Source organism: Bernardetia sp. Wsw4-3y2 (assembly GCF_037126295.1).
Lineage (GTDB): Bacteria > Bacteroidota > Bacteroidia > Cytophagales > Bernardetiaceae > Bernardetia.
The window spans coordinates 3,161,931-3,184,155 of sequence record NZ_CP147017.1 but is presented as its reverse complement, the minus strand read 5'-3'; the positions used below and the strand labels follow the sequence as shown (position 1 = coordinate 3,184,155).

Annotated in this window: 18 protein-coding genes; 4 read left to right on the top strand and 14 right to left on the bottom strand. The window is 30.7% G+C overall.

Annotation, left to right across the window (positions count from 1 at the left end; translation table 11 throughout):
* Window positions 1-20: 20 nt before the first annotated feature.
* From V9L05_RS12975 to V9L05_RS12925, 11 genes are all read right to left on the bottom strand, one after another.
* Complete coding sequence (locus tag V9L05_RS12975) at window positions 21-1,685, bottom strand: VWA domain-containing protein (protein ID WP_338812310.1); 1,665 nt, start codon at window positions 1,683-1,685, stop codon at window positions 21-23.
* Between the two features lie 90 nt (window positions 1,686-1,775).
* Window positions 1,776-2,060, bottom strand: coding sequence for a hypothetical protein (locus V9L05_RS12970; RefSeq protein WP_338812309.1), 285 nt, complete (start codon window positions 2,058-2,060; stop codon window positions 1,776-1,778).
* A 48-nt stretch (window positions 2,061-2,108) separates the two neighbouring features.
* The gene (locus tag V9L05_RS12965; protein ID WP_338812308.1) at window positions 2,109-2,714 is read right to left on the bottom strand and encodes a gliding motility lipoprotein GldD; all 606 of its coding nucleotides are present in this window, start codon (window positions 2,712-2,714) and stop codon (window positions 2,109-2,111) included.
* Between the two features lie 281 nt (window positions 2,715-2,995).
* Entirely contained in the window at window positions 2,996-3,766 is a 771-nt protein-coding gene (locus V9L05_RS12960) for an NRDE family protein (RefSeq protein ID WP_338812307.1), read from the bottom strand.
* 126 nt (window positions 3,767-3,892) lie between these two features.
* Window positions 3,893-4,780: a succinate--CoA ligase subunit alpha gene (gene sucD / locus V9L05_RS12955; RefSeq protein ID WP_338792831.1), complete on the bottom strand. Its 888-nt coding sequence runs from the start codon at window positions 4,778-4,780 to the stop codon at window positions 3,893-3,895.
* Window positions 4,781-5,141: 361 nt separating this feature from the next.
* On the bottom strand, window positions 5,142-5,897 hold the full coding sequence (locus V9L05_RS12950) for an SDR family oxidoreductase (protein WP_338812306.1): 756 nt from the start codon (window positions 5,895-5,897) through the stop codon (window positions 5,142-5,144).
* Between the two features lie 90 nt (window positions 5,898-5,987).
* The gene (locus V9L05_RS12945) at window positions 5,988-6,872 is read right to left on the bottom strand and encodes a helix-turn-helix domain-containing protein (protein ID WP_338812305.1); all 885 of its coding nucleotides are present in this window, start codon (window positions 6,870-6,872) and stop codon (window positions 5,988-5,990) included.
* 120 nt (window positions 6,873-6,992) lie between these two features.
* Entirely contained in the window at window positions 6,993-7,616 is a 624-nt protein-coding gene (gene def, locus V9L05_RS12940; RefSeq protein ID WP_338812304.1) for a peptide deformylase, read from the bottom strand.
* Window positions 7,617-8,010: 394 nt separating this feature from the next.
* Window positions 8,011-9,138: an outer membrane beta-barrel protein gene (locus V9L05_RS12935; RefSeq protein ID WP_338812303.1), complete on the bottom strand. Its 1,128-nt coding sequence runs from the start codon at window positions 9,136-9,138 to the stop codon at window positions 8,011-8,013.
* Entirely contained in the window at window positions 9,071-10,057 is a 987-nt protein-coding gene (locus V9L05_RS12930; protein WP_338812302.1) for a hypothetical protein, read from the bottom strand. Before V9L05_RS12930 ends, V9L05_RS12935 begins: the two co-directional genes overlap by 68 nt.
* A 95-nt stretch (window positions 10,058-10,152) precedes the next feature.
* The gene (locus V9L05_RS12925) at window positions 10,153-10,761 is read right to left on the bottom strand and encodes an RNA polymerase sigma factor (RefSeq protein ID WP_338792837.1); all 609 of its coding nucleotides are present in this window, start codon (window positions 10,759-10,761) and stop codon (window positions 10,153-10,155) included.
* 293 nt (window positions 10,762-11,054) lie between these two features.
* Here V9L05_RS12925 and V9L05_RS12920 point away from each other — a divergent pair, with 293 nt between their 5' ends.
* Window positions 11,055-14,861 (top strand): SpoIIE family protein phosphatase, encoded by a 3,807-nt coding sequence (locus tag V9L05_RS12920; RefSeq protein ID WP_338812301.1) that lies wholly within the window; start codon window positions 11,055-11,057, stop codon window positions 14,859-14,861.
* A gap of 172 nt (window positions 14,862-15,033) precedes the next feature.
* Here V9L05_RS12920 and cobC read toward each other — a convergent pair whose 3' ends face one another.
* Window positions 15,034-15,663: an alpha-ribazole phosphatase family protein gene (gene cobC, locus V9L05_RS12915; protein ID WP_338812300.1), complete on the bottom strand. Its 630-nt coding sequence runs from the start codon at window positions 15,661-15,663 to the stop codon at window positions 15,034-15,036.
* A gap of 28 nt (window positions 15,664-15,691) precedes the next feature.
* The gene (locus V9L05_RS12910) at window positions 15,692-16,171 is read right to left on the bottom strand and encodes a hypothetical protein (protein ID WP_338812298.1); all 480 of its coding nucleotides are present in this window, start codon (window positions 16,169-16,171) and stop codon (window positions 15,692-15,694) included.
* Window positions 16,172-16,369: 198 nt separating this feature from the next.
* Here V9L05_RS12910 and V9L05_RS12905 point away from each other — a divergent pair, with 198 nt between their 5' ends.
* From V9L05_RS12905 to V9L05_RS12895, 3 genes are all read left to right on the top strand, one after another.
* On the top strand, window positions 16,370-17,269 hold the full coding sequence (locus tag V9L05_RS12905) for a mechanosensitive ion channel domain-containing protein (protein ID WP_338812297.1): 900 nt from the start codon (window positions 16,370-16,372) through the stop codon (window positions 17,267-17,269).
* Between the two features lie 95 nt (window positions 17,270-17,364).
* A complete protein-coding gene (locus V9L05_RS12900; protein WP_338812296.1) occupies window positions 17,365-18,306 on the top strand; it encodes a phosphatase in 942 nt (313 codons plus the stop codon).
* A 189-nt stretch (window positions 18,307-18,495) separates the two neighbouring features.
* Entirely contained in the window at window positions 18,496-19,407 is a 912-nt protein-coding gene (locus tag V9L05_RS12895; protein ID WP_338812295.1) for a DUF4476 domain-containing protein, read from the top strand.
* 48 nt (window positions 19,408-19,455) lie between these two features.
* Here V9L05_RS12895 and V9L05_RS12890 read toward each other — a convergent pair whose 3' ends face one another.
* Complete coding sequence (locus tag V9L05_RS12890) at window positions 19,456-22,206, bottom strand: DUF5686 family protein (RefSeq protein ID WP_338812293.1); 2,751 nt, start codon at window positions 22,204-22,206, stop codon at window positions 19,456-19,458.
* Between the last annotated feature and the right edge of the window lie 19 nt (window positions 22,207-22,225).

Sequence of the window (22,225 nt, the reverse complement as noted above, 5' to 3'; positions counted from 1 at the left end):
ATAAAAATAAATTAGCATTTTTAATCTTCCAACGTTTGTAAATCTTTCCAAATGCGTTGAATTACATTGTCTTCTTTTGGATTATAGACCCAGTTGTGGTCAAAAACTTCTAAAATTTCAGCATTTGCATTTTGAGCAATCGCTAAACTATGAAAACGAGTATCTTTTTGGCGTTCGGTTTCCATTCGTTTAATAAAATCTTCTCTAAGTGAATACATTACAAAATCAGAAACCATCAAAACATCAGCATCTTTAAAATCGTTTTCTTTTAAAAGTGTCAAAGTTTCGGAAAGAGCAGGAGTTGCATCTGTTCCACCATCAAAAGACATAGAAAGAAAATCTACAATTCTGTCCAACGATTCAGCAATATCATCCAAACGAATTTTCTTTATTCCTACCGAAAACGAAATCAAATAAGCCTTTCTACTTTCCTTTGCAGCCATTTTCATAATAGCAAAACAAAGCGTTTTGGCAATCTGTGAAGGCGTTCCTTGCATTGAACCACTTGTGTCAATACAGACGATAAATGCACCTTTTTCTTTCTTTTTTTGATGTTGGTGCGAAAAAGTTTCTTCTTCCGAATTAAAAATAGTCTTTGTTCCCTCATACTGAAAAGATAATAATTGACTATCGGCATATTTTTTCAAAAACATCCATTCTGTTTCTGGATTTCCTAATAATGCAATTTCGGAAGGCAAAACGGTATTCAAATCATTGCTCATTTGTGTTCCATTTATTTCAGAACGCAAATGTGGGTCTTTTACTTTTGATTGATAAACGACAACTTCTTTGTATTCTTCTTCTTCGGTTTCGATTTGTGCCTCTCGCATTTTTCCTAGTAAATCTACCAGTTCTTGAATAGCTGTTTCATTTTCTAAAATAGAGGCATACTTTTCTAGTGCTTCAAAACCTGTTTTTTTCCAAAGAGCTTGAGACAAATCCCAATAACGCCCTACTTCCATTGCAAAAGGAGAAATTAGTTTACCTAATTTTTCCAAATCATCAGCTTTTTGATAGAGTTTTTGAGAAAAATCTTCACTTGCTTCTTCCAAATATTGCGCTTGAAATTCTAGCCATTTTGCAGTAAGCAAAGCATCCCATTGCCCCAAAAGGTCAGCAATCAAAATATCTAAAGGAATCTTTTTCTCTGCTTGTGGGTCATATTCTTTTGATAAAACAAATTCTTTGCTTTGAGGAATAAGGTCTTTAAATTTTTGAGTATAGAAATTTGCATCTAACTCTTCTCTATCATAACGAATAGAAATATAATTGATAAGATTATCCCAATCGGTCAAATACAAATGTGTAGGTTTGTGCGCCCATGCATCAAATTTATCTTGTTCTTCTTGAAATGGATTTTTTGCATTTATTTTTTTATCGGTATCTTTTATCCATTTTATCGTATCATTTATTATTTGACCCGTCAAAGATTCATTTTCTTTGGCAAGTTTGATGATAGTTTGATTTTCAAAAATACGGTCTAAGGTCTTTCTAAGATAAGAAAAATAAGAGGCTTGAAACTCTTCATTCTCAATTCCTAAATCATTGTTATTACCGTCTCCCTTCAAAATAGAATAGAGATAAAACACCAAAAACTTACGTGTAGGCTTATCTAATACTTTTCCAAAATCTATAAAACGGCTAAAGGTAAGTTCTAATTCTTCGAAGGAAATCATTTTCTTCATTTTTTTCAGTTATCAGTTTTTCAGTAAACAATTATCACTTGAATACCTTTTGTGGTTTGGAATTGTTATAGCATTTTGACCTATTTCTAACTAATCACAATAAGCTATTAAATCAGACTCTTGTAAATGAGCTTTCATAATAATCTCAAATAGTATTTGTTGATCTTGATCAGTATTGTCTTTGACTTTTTCTATTATTTGGTCTATTGTATTCGAATCCCACCGAAAATCTGAGTAATAATCATAATTATTAGGAATAACACCTTTTCTCTGTAATCTTTCAAAAATGTTAAAATCCAAACCTCCTGCAAAATTTAAATTTTGTGGATTTTTAGGCATCTTGTGAGAATCTTCTATTAGATAAAAGTCTAACATTTTACGTTTTTAAATTTATCAGATAATAATTTGTATAGATTAAATTTCTTACTTTTTCCACTCAAAAGTCTCCAACATGTGCATCATATCGTCTTTTGTATATTTCAAAATAGGAGCAAGTGAATCATTTTGGCTAGAAGTCGGAACATACATCGCTGCTCTCAAAAAATGTGTAGAAGAGTCAGAAACCCAATAATTAAAAACAGTAGGAACTTCCCCTTCCGAAATTGTAAAGACAATTCCGTTACCATTTTTCGAATCAATTACTTGGTCAATGGCAGACGAACGAGCCGTATTTATTTCATTAAAAGTAATTTTGTGAGCATCATTTACATATTCCATAAAAAGTTTAGGCTCATTTTTAACTTCTTTATAGGTAATATGAATTTCGGCTACACTTATCGGTTCATATTTTAGAGTAATCCAATACTCTTCAGCGTTTTGGCTTGTGTTTTTTACAACTTTGGCATATTTAGAATGCTCAAAAGAATACGGAAAATCGCCTTCTAGTTTTGTATAACTCTTTTCAGGAAGCTCAATTCTGAAATAACCAAACGGTTTTGGAATAAAATTATCTTCTTCACTCTGACAAGAAGAACAAAATAAACTTACTGATAAAATAATGACAAATAGGAAAGGAATAGTTAATTTCATTTTGCTATGTTGAGGTTCTCTAAATAATTGCAGGATTGTGTTTAAATCTATATAACTAGAAAAAAATATTTTTGGTATAAATTATTTCTCATTCAATTTATAAAAAAATAAACAATTACGACCTGCCAAAGCAGCGAAGCTAATTACAAATTAAAAAATACGATTTTAATTAATTGATAATCAATTAATAAGTCAAAAGTAAGCATTTATTTAATTCTCATTCTTAAGCTAAGAATTAAATAATTCTTTTATTTAAAATTAATTTTTATAAACTGTATATTCTATTTTACTAACATTTCATCAAAACTACTTTTTAGTGTATTTAGATTGTAATGCTTCATTGTGAGCTTATCTTTTGTAGATTTTGAGTTAAAGTAAGAAATAATTTGTGTCAAACTGACTGTTCCTCCATGTGGGTCTTGCATCAAAATTTGTTCTCTAGGAGTTGCATTTTGTTTTTCGCCCCCTTTTACATGAAAATGCCATAGAATTTGAGAAATCGTATCTATTTTTTGTCCTTTTTTTAGATAAAACTCTGTCCACTCTTCAAACCATTCTTCTCGTTTTTCTGCTATTTCAGAAGTATAAAGCGTTGCTGAAGACCAAATATAAGCATATTTTGTATCTACATTCTTTTTGTATAGTTTATTTTCTTCTTCTACCCAGCGATATTCTGTGAGCGAAACAGCATTATTTTTTTTCTCTATCCAAATCAATGTAAAGGATTCTATTTTATCAAAATTATAATTTTCAATCTCATTTTCAGAATCCATAGCCAAAAGTTCCATCAAAATAATTCCTCTACTTTTTCTGTAAGGCGTATTTCTGACATGTTTCTGAAAAGCACCATTCAAAAGACAAAGTGTACGACCTGTTTGAGTTATTCCAATCCAAGAGCCTCCTGCATCGCCATCAACAGGACGAAGAATTTGTTTATTATTTAACTTTGTAAAAGAAGGCAATTCTGAATTTTTGCGAGTTTTTTGCTCGTCTCGGCTAGAAGTGAGAAGGAAATTATTGTTTTCTAAAGGAACAAAAGTAAGCGTACACATATAAGAATATTTTTTGATAAAATCTATAAAATGCAAAATTACATCAAAATTGCGTATAAAATAAAAAAAATGGATTCAAGCATTAAAGTTTGAATCCATTTTTTTAATAAAATAATTTTTTAAAAACTAAGCATTCGCTGTTTCCAAAACTTGTTTCATTGTAAGTCCAATATTCGCAGGAGAATCTACTACATGGATTCCACATTCACGCATAATACGCATTTTTGCTTCGGCTGTATCATCTGCACCTCCGATAATTGCACCTGCGTGTCCCATACGTTTTCCTTTTGGAGCTGTTTGTCCAGCGATAAAACCAACAACTGGTTTTTTGTTTCCTGTTTCTTTAATCCAACGAGCAGCATTTGCTTCTAAGTTTCCTCCAATTTCACCAATCATGATAATTGCTTCTGTCTCATCGTCATTCATTAAAAGTTCTACAGCTTCTTTTGTAGTTGTTCCGATGATTGGGTCTCCACCGATTCCGATTGCAGTAGAAATACCTAAACCTGCTTTTACTACTTGGTCAGCAGCTTCGTAAGTCAATGTTCCAGACTTAGAAACGATTCCAATTTTACCTTTTTTGAATACAAAACCAGGCATAATACCTACTTTTGCTTCTTCTGGTGTAATTACTCCTGGGCAGTTAGGACCTACCAAACGACAATCTTGTTTGTCCATTACATACGCCTTTGCTTTTACCATATCCTGAACAGGAATTCCTTCTGTAATAGCAATAATTACTTTAATTCCAGCATCAGCAGCTTCCATGATAGCATCGGCAGCAAATGCAGGTGGAACAAAAATAATTGAAGTATCAGCTTTTGCACCTTCTACTGCATCAAGAACTGTATTGAAAACAGGCAAACCTAAGTGAGTAGTTCCACCTTTTCCAGGTGTAACTCCACCTACTACATTTGTTCCGTATTCGATCATTTGTTCAGCATGAAAAGAACCTTCTTTTCCAGTAAAACCTTGAACAATAATTCTAGAATCTTTATTTACAAGTACGCTCATAGTCTGTATATTGATTTTTTGTGAGTGTAAAAAATGATATAGACAAAAATACCTTTTATTTTGATAAAATAATAATCTTAGAAATAGAATTATTGAAAATATCGTTGATAAGGACACCAACAACAAAGGATATTCTTATATTCAAATTATAAAAACACTCATTTCAAGGTTACAAGTCAAGTTAGAAATTTTTCTTTTTTAGTTTATTTCTTTTGGAAAAACTAGTTTTTCAATTCAAAAAATCATTGAATCTGTTTAAAGTTTATCAATGGTTTAAATTTTACTTTAACTATTGTCAGAATTTACTTTGATAAAAACTACTTATAAAGTTTTTTAATTGAACATAAAAATTTAAACATTATTAATTTCTTCCTGCCATAACTCCACCATCAATATCCCAAATAGCTCCTGTAACCCAAGAACTTTTATCTATAAGTAAAAAATAAATGGTTTGAGCAACTTCCTCTGGTCTGCCAACTCTTCCAATAGGGTGGAATCCATTAAAACCTTGCAAATTTTCTTCAATTTTATCTTTTTCCATAAATGCACCATAAATAGGTGTCACTACAACAGCAGGTGAAACAGCATTTACTCGTATGTTATGATCAGCTAATTCCATTGCCAAGTGTTGTGTGAAGCTATGCAAACCTGCTTTTGCCATTGAGTAAGCTGAAGAGGGAGTAGCTTTAATTGCTTGTCTTGCCCACATAGAACCAATATTTACGATAGAGCCTTCTCCATTTTTTGCCATTACTTGAGCTACTGATTGAGTAATAAAGAAAAAGGCTTTATTAAAATTATGATAAATCTCATAATCTTCTTCTTGATGCTCTAAAAATGGCTTTGGACTAAAATAACCTGCTGCATTGACTAAGTATTTTAAGTTTGGATACAGGCTAGAAATATTTTTTGAAAAACCAGTTACTTTTTCAAAGTCTGATAAATCTAACTCTACACCTTTTACACTTCCTAATTTTGATAATTCTTTGATGGTTTGGTCTAGTTGTTTGTCAGGTCTGCCAATAATGATAACTTCGTTTCCATCTTTTAACAATAGTTCTGCTGTACTTCTACCCATTCCTGTTGTTCCACCTACTATAATTGCTTGCTTTGTCATATTTGAATTGATTTAATGGTTAATAATATGACACAAAGTTGAGGCTTTCAGTGCAGAGAAAATGGTAAATTAGGGAAAAGGAATGATAAATTACAGAAATTGCTTTTGAAATTCTTTTGGAGTAAGAGAAGAGTGCTTCTTAAAATATTTAGTGAAATAAGTAGCTTCTTCAAACCCTAATTGATACCCAATTTCTTTTATACTCAAATTTGTATTTGAAAGTAAACGTTTGGCTTCTAGTATCTTTCTTTTATGGATAAAATTAGCAGGTGTTTCATGAAGATATTTTTTTGAAATATTTGTCAGTGTTTTATCACTAATTCCTAATGACTCACTAAAATAGGAGACTGTTTTAAACTCATTTTTAGACTCTATAACCATTTTTTTGAAGCGCATTACTAGCTCAAAATTATAATCTATTTTTAAGTCATTCAAATCTATCTCTTGGTCTGACTGTGACCATTTCAGTCTTTCAAGATTTAGTAAAAACACTTGAAAGTAATGATAAATTTGCTCTTTATAACCTCGCTTTTTAGTTTCTATTTCATTAATTAACTTCTTTGTCAGATATTCAAAATCATGTATCTTATCTTCTGAAAGAATTATGAATGGTTGTCCTGACTCATTGAAAATTTTATATTGAATTAGATTAAAAGAGTCTTTTTCTTCTTTATTTAGAAAAAAATCATTAAAATGAAATAGATAACCATCATTTTCAGAATCTTTACAAAAATAATGTACTTGTCCTTCCGAAATGAAAAAAATAGAATTTTTAGGATGTAAATATTCCACATAATCCACAAAATGCTTTCCTTTATTTTTAAACCAAATCACTTGAAAAAAAGTATGTACATGTGGCTTAAAGCAATGTTGTATATTTTTTTCACAATATAGTTTGGAGGCATTAATATCAAGTTGCAATTTAGAATAATTGTCTTTGTGTAAATGATATTTTTTGAGTGGATTCTCATTCATTGACTAGTTTATTGTAGTTTTTAATTTCTTTCTTTAAAATGTTCTTCAATCATATAAAGAAAATCATTAAGATTCAAGATTATGTTCTAAAGTAAAGCATATTAATTTTAGTAATCGACCTCACTCATTCTTCAAATGGTCTAAATACAATATTCCATCAAGGTGATCTATTTCGTGTTGAAAGATAACAGAAGTAAAACCATAGACAATTTCTTGATGCACTTTTCCGTCTAAAGTTTGGTATTCAATCGTTGTTTTGTCTGGACGAATTACTTTTTCTCTACGGTCTGGAATAGAAAGACAACCTTCCATTGTTTCTTTTACTTCTTCACCATATTTGATGATTTTTGGATTGATATAGACTTCAAAAGGCATTTCTTCTTCCTCTTTATCAAAACGTTTGACCCAAATAATGCGTTTATTTATGCCTACTTGTGGCGCAGCAATTCCCACACCCATCGAACTAGGATGACGAACAGTTTTGAAAAGTCGGTGTACAAAATAATGAATTGTTGTGTCTGTGGGGTTAAATTTTACTTCTTGACAATTCTTTCTCAAAAATATAGAATCCTCTTTATTGGTAATTTTCCAAACACGCATCGCTTGACTAGAATCTTGCTCATAAATCAATTTTAGTTCTTCTTTTGAAAAAAATGAAGTGCTAGAATTAGATGGCAAACTCGTCTTACAAGAGTTGAAAATAATTAACACTAACAGAAAAAGGAAAAGGTAATTTGATTTCATTGTAATTGAATAAATGATTTGCATATACGAACAACTACAAATTTCTGTAAATTACTTGTATAAACGAAACCCACAGTTTTAATTGTGGTAAAACAGCATGTTTTATTTCCCATAACTAACTTTATGGGTTTCGTTTTTTAATTACGTCAGTAAAGAGTACAAATTTAAGAAACTACTAGCATCAAAGTAAAGTAAGAAACAAAAAAATAAGCAACTACAAGATTATTGTAATTGCTTATTTTTAATTAATTGGAAGAGATATTTGTTCGATTATTTAATTTATAGCTGGTTTTTAATAAATTTAGATTTTAGAAGTTAGAGAGAAATACAAAATTTTAAAAATACAATTCTAAAATCTACCTTGTTTTTAATTCTAACTTCATAAAATGGTTTTTTAAAGTCTTACTCCAAAGCTAAAAGCATTTAGTTTTGGTAAATCAGAGTTTTCTGTAAAAAGCGTATTGATGTCATAATTAAAGAAAAGACGAAGTCCACTATCAAATTTATCTTCTCCAATTCCAATTTCAGCTCTTACACCATATCTCCAATCGTTTAAACGAAAGTTAGAGTGCTCTTTATCTTTCTGACGGTCACCACTTTCGTGATAAACAATTTTGGTATAACTTCCCACTCTATATCCTGCATAACCACCAAATGCTAATTTTAAACCTCTCTTATTATTTTCTGCAAAATCCAAATGAATCATGAGAGGAATATTAACATAAGCAGCAGTTAGTTTTGACTTATCCAAAGAACTTTCATATTCAGGAAACTCCACTCCATCTCTTGTTTCTAAGGCATAATTATCTCCTGAAAACATAAAATTGTTCCAAGATGCTTCTAAGCCATATTGTACTAAAAGAGGACTTTTCTTTCCACCAATTTGAGTTTTGAACATTGTTCCGAAAGCAAAGTAGCGAGAACCCCAAGAGCGTAATTCGTATGGTTTTCCTGTTGGTGTTTCCCCAAAATTTCCATTTTGAAAGTAGTTATTCAATCCAAAATCAATTGGAATTTGATGACGAGTTCTTGTCCAAAAAGTATTTTTGTCATCTTTGTCATCATCATCTCTTTCTATACGAATTCCTCTTGAACCAATAATGATAGTCCGTGTTTTGGTCTTTTCTTCTACTTCAAAAGAATCTTCTTTATCTTGAGAATCCACTTCAATTTCAGTTTCTTCTTCACTTGTTGTTTCGATTTTACCATTATTTTGATGTGCTTCTTCAAGATAATTGGCTGTTCTTTCCATAATCAGATTCCAGTCAAGATTACGAATTTCTTTTGCATCTTTTGGATTCTGAATATAGACAGTTACCTTACTACTATCACCAAAATCAATAAGTACAGTGTCAGCTTGAGATTGAGCAGAAGAGAATGAAACACTAGAGAGTGTAAATATTCCAACTAATAAAACCCATAGAGAGGTTCTCTTTAAAGTAGAACTAAACGAATTAATCTGCTTGCGTTTCATTGTTCTGATCGGATTGATTAGTAGTTGTTTTTTGGGTTGCTTTTTCATTTTCATTATTCGGAAGTATATTTTGTAAATTAACTTTTTTGCCAGATTTCAAATTCCAAACTTCTTTCAATACCGTTTTTGCTTTATCAAACTGTGAAGGATTCTGATTTGTATCAAATCCTGTTGCTTGACTTGTAGCATTCATCATATTTTCGTTCTTCCCTACCTTAATAGTAATGGCAACAGTCTGATTATCAACATTTAACCTGTGAATATCTGAATTTTGCTTTTCTTTTTTAAGAGATGAATTTGAATTATGAACTACAAAATCACTTGCCCAAACATTCTCTGAAATGTGTGTACTTGGATTTGTGAATGCTTTAGTATTCATTTTATCCTGTGAGTTGTGATTCTTGATTTTAGTTTGGTCTTTTTCAAGACTAGCTACTGCTTTTTCAATATGATTTTGAGGAATAATTCCTTTTATCTTTTGAGTTTTAGAAACAGTATTTATTTTATTAATTGTTGGGGGTATTTGTTGCTTCTTAGATGCGACTACATTTGAAGAGGTTGCTTCTGTATGTTGAATTTTCTCATTATTTTTTTCTAACTCTTTTAATGAGGAATTAACAGACGCTATACCTTCTGTTTTATCAAAATCTGTTACAATTTCTGCTTTATCAGAATCTGCAATACTATTTGTATTTATATTGTTTGAATCAGAAGGGGTAAAAAAGACAGCCCAAATCAAAAGTGATGCAGCTACACCACTTACAGCTGACCAGATAGGAAGGTAAGAGCGTTTTGTAATTGTTTTTGTAATGGGAGTTAAAGTTTCTTCTTTTTTATCTGCTAACCCGTGCTGAACTCTTCTCCAAATATGGTCTTCGGTAGGAACAGCATGATTTTGCAGAGCTTCTCTAAAAAGAAGATCTAAATCAGAATCATTTCCAGAAAAATTATTTTTTTGATTGTCCATAGGACTTATATTAGTTAAAAGGTGTTTTGAAAACCTTATGTAAAAGACTAATTTTTTATTGTTGTATTTTTATTTCTGTCATCCGTTTGAGCAATTTAAAGCACAAAACTTTGAACAGATTGATTATTTTGAGTTGTGTTATTATCTATTTGTTCCAACCATTTTTTTAGTAATGCTCTTGCTCTGCTAAGTTGAGATTTTGACGTATTTTCAGAAATACCCAATTCTTCGGCAATTTCTTTATGTGAAAATCCTTCAATGGCGTACATATTAAAAACAGTTCGGTATCCGTCAGGTAATTGTCTTACTAAAGTGAGCAAATCATTGGTTTCTAAAGTTGTAGAAGCTGGATTATTTTTTCCTTTATAATCTGCATTTTCTATTTCTTCCATAAACACTTTTTTGCGTTTTCGGATAAGCCCTAGAGCTTCATTACTGACAATTCTTCTAATCCAACCTTCAAAACTTCCTTCGCCTTTAAAGCTATCTAAATGTTCGAACACTTTCATAAAAGCAGACACTAGCACATCTTCGGCTTCATGATGATTGCCTACATAACGCAAAGCGACACCGAACATTTTGCCAGAATGCTGTTCATAAAGTTGTTTTTGAGCTTTACTACTGCCATTTTTACAGGCTTCTATCAGTTCGCTTTCTGATAAATCTTGAGTAGAGCGTTCTTTATTGCGAAGAAATCCGAACATAAAATTATTTCATAAAAAAGGTTGAATGCGTATTTATATTTTTCAAAAAAATACGTCAGATTAAGTTGTTTTTGTTTCTTGCTTAATTAGATACCGAATGTTTTGAAAAGGTTGCACCAAGAATAAAAAATTTAATAAAAAAGGTAAAATAACTCCATCCCGTTTTTTGGACATAGCAATATTTTAACCTTGCAAAGACAGAAAAAAACCTACTCAAATAAATTGGAAATTTAACTAATTTTATGTAGTTTGGAGGTAGATAAAATTCTCCTTTTTATGCACCTTTTTATTTTATGATAAAAGTACCCCATTTTCATTCTTTTTTTAAGTTTATTATAATTTCACTTCCCCTTTTAGCTTCCCTAAACTATAATAAAACCTATGCACAGACTGATATAGGCTTTAATGCAATGCCTTTTACCCGTTTTTATTCTCCCAAAGAATATCAAGCGGGGGTAGTAAATTTATCTGTCAAAATAGACAAAAAGGGAATTATCTATTTTGCTAACACATCAGGAGTTTTACAGTTTGATGGAAAAAAATGGCGTACTATTGAAATCCCTAAAGTAAGTTTTGTCAGGACATTAGATATTAATGATAAAGGAGATGTATTTATTGGTGCTATTAATCAAATAGGTAAGCTAGAAGCTGATTCAACAGGGAAATTAGAATTTGTCTCTCTTATTGAGTTACTAGAAGAAGAAGAACGAAACTTTGGAGAAGTCTGGAAAGTAAAATCTACTTCTAAAGGTACTTTTTTTGTCACCGATAAATATATATTTCGTTATAAAGATGGAAAAATTAATAAATGGCTAACAAAAGGAAAGGCTTTTTACTCCGTTTATTATGTAAATGATGAAGTCTATATATTGGATAAGGGTTTTGGCTTGAGAAAATTAGAAGGCGATAAATTAAAACTTATTACTAACGATGATTTGATAGTCAATAATGGTATTAGCTTTTTACTTCCTTATTCAAATCCAATAGAGAAAACAGAAAATGATGAAATATTAGTAGGAATAAAAGCCTCTTCTCTTCTTATCTATACGCCTAACACAAATCAATTTAGGGTTTTCGAAACACAATTGACAGAGAATGAAATTAATTCTATGTACAATGGCACAATGGGAAAAGATGGTAATTATTACATATCTACCCTTCGATATGGACTCATTTGTATAAATTCATCAGGTAAAAAATTATTCCAGTTTTCACAAGCTGAAGGATTAGCTGATAAAGTGTATGAAATGGAATTTGATAGTCAACAAAATGCGTGGGTAGCTCTTGCAAAGGGAATGTCTAAACTAGAAATAGGTTCTCCATTTACTAAATATGGCGAGGACAGAGGAATATCAGGTATTGTGACTGATGCAACTACATACAATAACCAATTCTATATAAGTTCTACAAATGGTGTTTTTTATTATGACACAGAACAAAACTATTTTCTTCCTTTAAAAGGAAACTCATATCAAACATGGATCATGAAGACATTGTCTTTAGATGATGATTCTTTATTTTTAGCAGCTACTAACGTAGGAATTAATCAAATCACAAAAACATCTTGGAGTGAGTTGGAAAGTACAGAGAGTTCTATCAACCATTTCATTACATCTCCCAATATATCCAATAGGATGTACATAGGACTTTCAAATAGTAAAGGAATCTATAAGTTAGACTTTTTACCAAAGAAAAAAGGCATTTTAAAACAAGTAGTTTCTAATTTAACAATATTAGGTTTAGAAGCTCAAGATGATTTATTATTTGCAATTGATGGAGAAGATAAATTACATATTTATCAAGAAAAAGACACATTAGAAGAAAAAAGTATAGAGTTTAATCATACCGTACATAACCTAGAAAAACATGACAACAAAATTTATGTTGCTACAGATTCATTAGTTTATGTATGGAAAAATAATACCTTTGAAATACATCAAACTATCAGTAAATTAGTAAAAGATAGCGAATATGTAGTAGAAATAAATGATATAGATAATGAAAATATTGTACTAAGAATAGGGGGAATAGACAAAACAGATTATTATTTGTTCAATACAAAAAATAATACTTCAAAAAAACTACCTACTAACAGACTTACAGATAATTCTATTTCTATTTATATATTTATAAATGCAGGGGGAACGATAAGTGAAACAGGTAAAATAGCCATAGGAACATCTGAAGGGTTATTCTATTTAGATGTAAAAAGTGAAAGTTATCAGAAAGCAGAGTTTAATGTATTTATCCGAAAAATAATGCAAGCTGATTCTCTACTTTTCATTGAAAATTATACAGAAAAAAATAATAACCCAGTATTAAATTATGATCAAAATTCACTCACTTTTTTTTATAGCTCAAATAATTCGTTAGATGAACAAAATACAGTCTTTAGATATAGATTAAATGGTTATGACAAAAAATGGTCAGAATGGACAACAGAAACGAAAAAGGAATATACTAACCTAAATGCTGGAAAATATTCGTTTGAAGTAGAAGCAAAAAATACCTACGATACAAAAAGTAGACTCACAAAATATGATTTTACAATCAAACCTCCTTTTTATAAAACACCTTTAGCTTTTATTTTATATTTTATTTTTGGTTCATTATTTATTTCTATTATGATATATGGAGGTATCCGTTATAATACAAGAAGATTAAAATATAAAAATCAAAAGCTAGAAGAAACTGTAAAAGAAAGGACATCTGAGCTTCAGCTTGCCAATAGTGAATTAGAACAGCAGAAAGAAGAAGTTTTGATGCAAAAACAAAATATTGAAATTCAGAAAGAAGAATTAGAAAAATCATATCAAAATATTCAAACACTTGCAGATATAGGACAACAGATTACAGCTACACTAGATTTAACAGAGCTTATTAGCATGCTTTATTCAAGTGTAAACAGCTTAATGCCAGCAGAAGGATTTGGAATAGGAGTTTTTAATTCTTATCGCCAACAGATTGACTTTAGAGGTTTTGTAGAAAAAGGTCAAATACTTCCTTTTAATTCTGACTCATTAGAAGACACTCAAAAACTAGCTGTTCAATGTTTTTTACAACAAAAAGAAATTTCTACAAATAATTTTGAAAAAAATTTTCCTGCTTCTCATACTCAAGAGGTAGAAGTAGGGGAACTTCCTCAATCATTGATTTATATACCTTTAATAGTACAAGAAAAATCTATTGGGGTACTAACTGTTCAAAGTTTTTCTAAAGACGCTTACCAAACTAATCATTTTACTATTTTGCGTTCTTTAGCTTCTTATGCTGCCATTGCTGTTTCTAATGCTCAATCGTATGCAACTATTAATGAAAAAAATCAACATATTACAGACTCCATTCGATATGCTAGAACAATACAAGCAGCCATTTTACCTTCAAAAAAACTTATAAAACAAACTATAAAAGATTTTTTCATTCTTTATCGTCCGAAAGACATTGTTTCAGGGGATTTTTATTGGTTTACAACCATTTTCGATAAAGATACAAATACAAAAAAAATAGTCATTGCTATAGTAGATTGTACAGGACATGGAGTGCCAGGTGCTTTTATGTCGCTTATTGGAAACACCTTTTTACATGAAATAATAAATGAAAAACACATTACAAACCCTGCACAAATACTTGAAAATTTAGATGAAATACTTAAAAGTTCCCTTCAAACTGGCGAACAAACTAATAAAGATGGAATGGACGCAGCTATTTGTACACTACAAATAAGTGAAGATGAGACTACCAAACTCAGTTTTGCAGGTGCAAAACGACCACTTTGGTATTCTTTACCTGATTCGTCTTTAGCAACTATTTCTGGAACACGCCGTTCGATAGGTTCAAATCGTACTAAAGGCAAACCTTTCGAAAATAATGAACTTGTTTTAGAAAAAGGAACAAACGTCTATCTAACTACTGATGGTTTTGTAGATCAATCTAATAAAAAAGGGGAAAAGTTTGGAACTCCTAATTTGTGGCAATTAATAGAACAAAATATAACTCTAAAAATGGAAGAACAATGTCATCAAATTGAACAGGCTTTAGATATTCATCAAGGAAAAATAGAACAACGTGATGATATAACAGTATTAGGTTTTAAAGTTTAAAATCCAATTCTCTTTTAATTACAAGAACAGTAAAAAAAATAATTTATATCTAAATCTAAAGTATAGGACATTGGAAATATTGTTATGGGTGGAGACACCAACAACGGCAAGATTGTATAGGAGGAAAAAAGTTTTTAAAAAAAAGCGAAAACTATTCAATTAAAACAAAAAACTACCCATTCAGAAAATCTATTTGTATGTGTGTTTCGAACACTTTCAATTTACTAATACTTCCATAATCAATAGAAACAGAAAAAGCATTTTGAAGAGGGATTTGTAAAGCATGACATAAAATAGAGCGAATAACTCCTGCATGACAAACAATAAAAGCAATTTTGTCCCTTTGAGGTTTTACATTTTTTTGCCAAAAATCAATTACACGTTCATTCAAGACCTCAAAACTTTCTCCATTAGGGACAAACTCTATTACAAAATTATTTGTCCAGATTTTTAATTGATTTTCATTTATTTCGTCCCATTTTTTGAGTTCCCAATCCCCAAAATTCATTTCTTTCAAACTATCATCCTTTTTCACTTTGAAATCAAAATAATTCTGAATATTATTTTTCAAATCTTTAGCTAAAACAGAACAGCGTTGTAGTGGGCTTGTATAAATTACTATTTCTTCTTTCTTTGATGGCTCTTTATTTTTCAAATACTGTTTTTGAAGTCTATGAATTAATTTTTCTGATAAAATATTCAATTCTTCCCCATAAGAGTCAGCAACTTCTAAATCTGAAAAACCATAACAAACTCCTTTTTCTATTTTTGGGGTGGTATGACGAATAAGATAAATTTCCATAATTATTTAATACCCATTTGTTATAAAATTATTCTAATGTTTTGATAAGTTCCCATTTATCATATTCTTCTTCCATTTCTTCATACACTTCTTTTCCATAAAAATCTACTTTATTATCTTTTTTAATAGCATAAAAATTTTCGCCTGCACCTGCCCACCAACATTTACACGCCCAAGTTGCCTCAGTCGGAACTTTCATAGATTCATACTCTTCTTTTTCTACTGCATTACAATTTGTTGCTCTAGTAACTTCTATATTTTTTCCATTTATAACTGCTGTAATTGTACTTTCATTTCCATTAATATCATCTTCTACATTGGAAATCATAAAGGTAATTTCTGTCTTCTTTTTTTCATCTGCAATTCTGATTTCTTGATTTTCAGTTGCATTTGCTTCTGTCATATTTGTGTTAGAGTTGGTATTTGACTGACAAGAAAAAAGACCTACACAAAACAATAGAATTGAAAAAATAACGATTTGAATAGATGTTGAATGAGTCGTTTTCATAAGAGTAAATTTTGAGTGGAAGTTCTAAATAAAGAAGATTTAAATAACGTCTTTCCAAAAATACATCTTTTTGTTTACATCTTCAAAATCTGCTCACAGAAAATATTAAGTCAAACAATCTACTTAAAAGAGCTGTTTAGTTTTTTTATTTCTAAAGAAATTCTATTTTTTAATCTTATACTTTTACTACTCTACTACATGGATGCAGCTCAAGAAATACAAGAAAAACTAACTTCTTATTGGCATATACTCGTTGAAAGTGTTCCCAGAATTGCCCTTTCTATTATTGTGACAACTGTTTTTATTCTCATTGCTATCGGAGTTACGAAACTTTTCCGTAAAAGAATGATGCAAAAAGCAGAGAATAAATTGGTTGTTGATTATGTTGTGAAGCTGGTAAAATTCTTACTTATTTTAGCAGGAATTATTCTAGGTTTACATACAATGGGACTTACAGGGATTGCTGGAGGACTTTTAGCAGGTGCAGGAGTAGGTGCAGTAGTTTTAGGTTTTGCCTTCAAAGAAATTGGAGAAAACTTTTTAGCAGGAGTAATCTTAGTTTTTGACCGTCCTTTTAATTTGGGCGATACTGTAACTGTTGAAGGAAATATGGGAAAAATAACAGCCCTCAATTTTAGAACAACACAAATGAAAACTTTTGATGGAAGAGATGTTTATATTCCCAATATTTTGGTAATCACAAATGAGGTATATAATCATACTCAAGATGGTTTTTTACGTTTAGATTTTTTGATAGGAATTGATTATGATGATGATATAAAAGAAGCAATTAGAGGAATTACAGAAATTGTAAATGCAAATCCAGAAGTATTGAAGAATGAAAAAACGCTTGTTTTAATAGACGAATTTGCAGCAAGTACAGTCAATTTGAAAGTGATGTTTTGGGTAAATACCTTAGATTATAAAGTTTCAGCTTTAGAAACCAAAACGGAAATTATGCGAACTGTCAAAAACTTTCTTCTTGAAAACAAATTTGGTCTTCCTGCCAATATTCAAGAAATTAAGATGTATAAACCTGAACCAATTCCTATTATTCTCAAAAGAGAAAGTGATGCTATTTCTCTTTCGAAAGAATAAATAAATGAGTTATATAAGAGTCAGAAAAGTCAAAATAATTACTAATCTTCAAAAAATAATTAGCAAAAACCCTTAAAATCTATTTTCTTTGAACTATGATTGATACCTCCCCACAAGATTTGCGTTTGGCAGCCATAGATATTGGCTCAAATGCACTTCGTTTGCATATTAGTAGAGTTCGTTTTTCTGAAAAAGATGGATTTCCTAGTTTTAAAAGAATCGAACAAATTCGTTTTCCTCTTCGCTTAGGAACGGATGTTTTTAGCCTTTCTCACGAGATTAGTCCTAAAAATGAAGCAAAATTTCTAGAAGTAATGCATGTTTTCAAAAATGTAATGGATGTTTTTGAAGTCAATGATTATATGGCATGTGCCACCTCTGCCATGAGAGAAGCCAAAAATGGGCAGCAACTTGTGGAACGAGTCAAAGAAGAAGTAGGAATTCCAATAAATATTATTAGTGGAGATATGGAAGCCGAACTGATTAATAAATCAATTTTGAGCTATGTTTCGACAGATAACTTCGTACATATTGATGTGGGAGGAGGAAGTACAGAAGTAAATATTTATCATAACTTCGAAAAAATAGATGCACATTCTTTTGATATGGGTTCAGTACGTTCGATTACAACAGATAAAAAAACGGCTACCAAAGAATATCTTGAAAATGAAAACAAAGTACTGAAAGAGTGGATTCAGAAAGCAATAAAACCTCTTTCTACCAATGTAAATGCAGTTGGAACAGGAGGAAATATCAACAAGCTCTATGACCTTTCTAAAAACTCAAAGAGTGGCAAATCGCTGACTATTAAAGAAATAGAGCGTTTGTATAAGGAACTCAAGAAAAGAAATTATCAAGAACGAATTAGAGATTTTGGTTTAAATGATGATAGAGCTGATGTTATTATTCCTGCAACTGAGATTTATCTCAAAGTGATGAAAGCAGCTAATATAAAAGAAATTATAGTTCCTAAAGTTGGTCTAAGAGAAGGAATTATTCAATATTTATTTGAGAGAAATAACGTAATGCAAGGATAATTTATTTTTTATTTCTAAAAAAACCTTTTAAAAGCTAAGCTAATTTTACATTAGGTTAGCTTTTTTTGTTGCATCGATTTAATAAAAAAAACTAAAAAATAAGCAAGCAAACTCAAACCATTCATTAACAACGTACGTACAATATAATAAATCTTAAATTTTTAGCTTAACTACTTTACATTTTATTCCATGAAATATATCAATTTTGTATTTGTTCTTTTAGTTTGTACAATACTTTTTAGTTGTGGTTCTAGTTCTTATGAGCAAGAATTGGAAAAAGAAAATAAGGAAACTCTACGACTAGAACTTGGCTTAGATTTGACTTTAGATGGTAAAAATATATCGACATCTAACTGTAAAAATCCAATTAGTAATATTGACCTTGAAAAAATGTTAGAGTTAATAGATGATAATTTCTTTGATGAGAACAAACTTGAAACAGCAAAAGAATTAACTCTAGAAAAATGTTTAACTGTCTATCAAATTACTTCTATTTTGTCTTATTTAGATGAGTATGATAGAATGGAGTTTGCTCGTTTTGCCTACGGAAGAACATCTGAAAAGCATCTTTTTCATAAAATAAAAGGAATGATAAATGAAGATGAACACAAAGACTTCGAACTTTTGTATGAACAATCACAAACTCAAAAAAGAGATTCAAAAATACAAATTGCTAAAAGTAAACAATCAAAAACAGAAAGTCATAAAGAAAGAACAGAAGAAGAAACTATATTAGAAACTCAATCTACCTGTTCAGAAAGCTCTATTAGTGATGAAGATTTCGAACACGTAATTACTGCAATTTCGGAAGGACACATGGCAGATGACAAAGTAAAAATTGCAAAAAGAATGATTGCAAAAAATTGTATTACAGTTTATCAACTCATCGATATTTTAGATATTATCCAAATGCCTGACGAGCAAGTTGTTTTTGCTAAATATGCTTACAGAAGACTTATCAATAAATCAGACTTTTGTAATGTCAAAAAAGCGATTATGTCTCCTATGCACCACGTCAAGATAACTGATTTTTGCAAACGAAAAGGCATAGATTGTGAATCTTCTGGAGCTTTAGAAGAACTTTTTGAAAATGCTTTTTAATTTTTCATCTATTTCAAACGTCAATGCTTGAAATAGATGAAGAATATTTTAAAACCCAAATCTCAAACGAAGACCAAAGTTTTTGCCTAATCCTGTTTTGATTTCATTTTGTAAACTTGGATTGACAGCCCAAACAGCATCCACTCTCAGCACTTTAAATATACGCTCAAAACCTACACTGACTTCTGTATAATTGGGCGTATTTGGTGTATAAAGATAATGCGCTCCTGCCACTAGTTGCCATTTTAATTTTTTCATGAGTGGAATTCGATTCATAATATATCCATTAAAATGATGTTCTGCATGAAATTCGGCAAAATTATCTGTTGTGCTGTATTGGTAATACGGCAATAAGAGAAATTGACGTAAACGAGACTGAGAAAGTAAAATCGGAGAAGTTTGGAAATGAAAATTATCAGCAAAAGAAGTATAATTATTCCATAAAAAAGTTCCTGCTTGTGCTTCATAATCCAACGAACCCACAACACCCAAACTAACATCATCTTTAATATTTAAATTAAGCTGACCAAAATCAGTTTTACTATCAAAAATAGTCGGAATTCCTTGTGAGTATGTAAGTGTAAAAGTTGGGTAATTACTCTCTATCGTAATTCTTTGTTTTGGACGCAAGATATACTTTTCTCCAATTCGATAACGAAGTTGTGCCTTTAAAATAAAAGCATTGTGTTTTTCAAAAAACACATTATTTCCATCAAAATCTGTTGGTAAGTTAGGCGTAAATTCTATTTCATCTCTATTAAAATAAGGTTTTAGTGTTGGATTTGAATTTTGAAGAGGAATGCGCTGTTCAAAAGCACCCTGCAAACGAAAAAATGCACCATCAAAAATACGTGCGCCTGTACTAGCTTGAACAAAACGCTTTTCAAACAATTTTTGATAATTTTCTTCTCTAAAAAGAGTATAAATTCCATTTACAAAAGGCGAAATAGCATCCGTATCAAACTGTTCTACAAAACTTCCACCTTGAAAATAAACATAAGCACTATTAGTCTGATTAAAACGATGAAGGAAGTTTCCTTTTGCATAAAATTTATTACTGTTAAATCCATAACGACCATCCAAACCCACTTGTGTCGTGCTAAAATTTCGCTCTCTAAATTTTCTTAAATTTACGCCAGCATTCAAAACATATCCTTCAACTGTGTTAGCTTGAATATTTTGAGTAATTGGTACGAAATTAAAAGTCAATTCTCGTTTTCGGTTTCGGTAAGTATAGCCTGTAAGCAAATCAAGAATTTTAAATTTATTTGCTTTTCTATCCAGCGAATCCAAATAAATAGGGTCGTTGTGTGCTTTTTCTACACTATCACTCCTAACATAATGCCCAGACTCTTCTTCTGTGAGAGGAACTGGACGCATCTTTTCCCAATATTCTGCACTTTTCAGATTAGAACTATCTGAAACAATAGAAACTTCTTTATTGAAAAATTTACGTTCCAAAACCATTGCTTCTAAATCATTTTTCAGACTGGAAAGAGAATCTTTTTCTGTATTTTGAGCTAAATTTTCTGTTGTCGTTTCAGTTTTATCCTCTACTTCTGTTTGATTTTTTTGTTCTGTTTGCTTCTCTAACTTTTCTTTTTTAGGCTCAATTATTTTCTTTTTATCTTTTTTGGATAATGCAAGACTCGGTAGTGTTTGCCCTTTTGTATCGGCTTGTAATTGTGCTTTTGTAAAGTTTGGAGTTACATCATAATTTGAGAAACTTCCTGTATAATCTCCATGTCCGACTACTTTTGCGCCCATCATCGCAATCGAATAATTAAAAGAAAAAGCCTGTGTGCTACATAGCCAAATGTCATCAGCCTTATTTTTTGAGACAGGTACAAATGTTTGTTTGATGCTAAGTTTATCAATAAATTCTAATCCTACATCTTTCGAAACCTCTAAATCTGTACTATGAACTCGCCATGTACTATCTTGAATATAAATTACTCCACCAAATAAAGGTTGTCCTTTTGAACGAGGAAAAACACGAATTTTATGAACATTTACACCTTTATCCATAAATTCGCCTTCGTGTTGATATTCATAATAAAGCATCGCACCTGCTGCAATCGGCGAAACAAAAGGACGGTCACCAATAGGTGCGTCAATAGTATTTTCGTAAATATCAAAACTCAAATAAAGCGCACTATTCCAAGAAAAACCACCTCTATCACCACTTACTTTTGAAGAAATAACTACTTCTTTTCGTTTATTTGGAGCAAGAAAATAATACTTTGAAACAGATTCAGAAAAATAAACAATTTTATTTTTTTCCCATTCCTTGCGAAACTCTTCTATATCATCATTTTCTAAAAGTTTGGGAACTTTAAATTCATCTAGTTTCTGAACATTTTTTATATAGACATCACACGAAAAGGCTTTATTTTGAGTTCTGTAAAACTCTCTTTTTTTCTGTGCTGCACGAATTACAGCATACGCCGGGTCTTCTCCGTTGGGTGTAACCACAACTTCTTTTAAGCCTTGTGTAGAAGTCTGCATTACTACATTTAACTCAACATTTTTTCCATTTTTTATAACAACTGTATGCGTTTGAGATTGAAAACCAACATAGCGAAAAACTATTTGATGTGTTCCTTCTTCTAATTCTAAAAAATAACTTCCTTCTTGATTTGTCGTTGTTCCGTAGGTTGTTCCTTCTTCATAAACTGTCAAAAATGGCATTGATTCGCCATCTGATGAAGTTGCTTTTCCAAAAACACGAGCTGCATTTGAATCAAATGAAAACAGTAGGTACAAAGAAAACAGTAGTAGAGTTGAAAAATAACGCATTGAGTTAGTTTATTTTAGT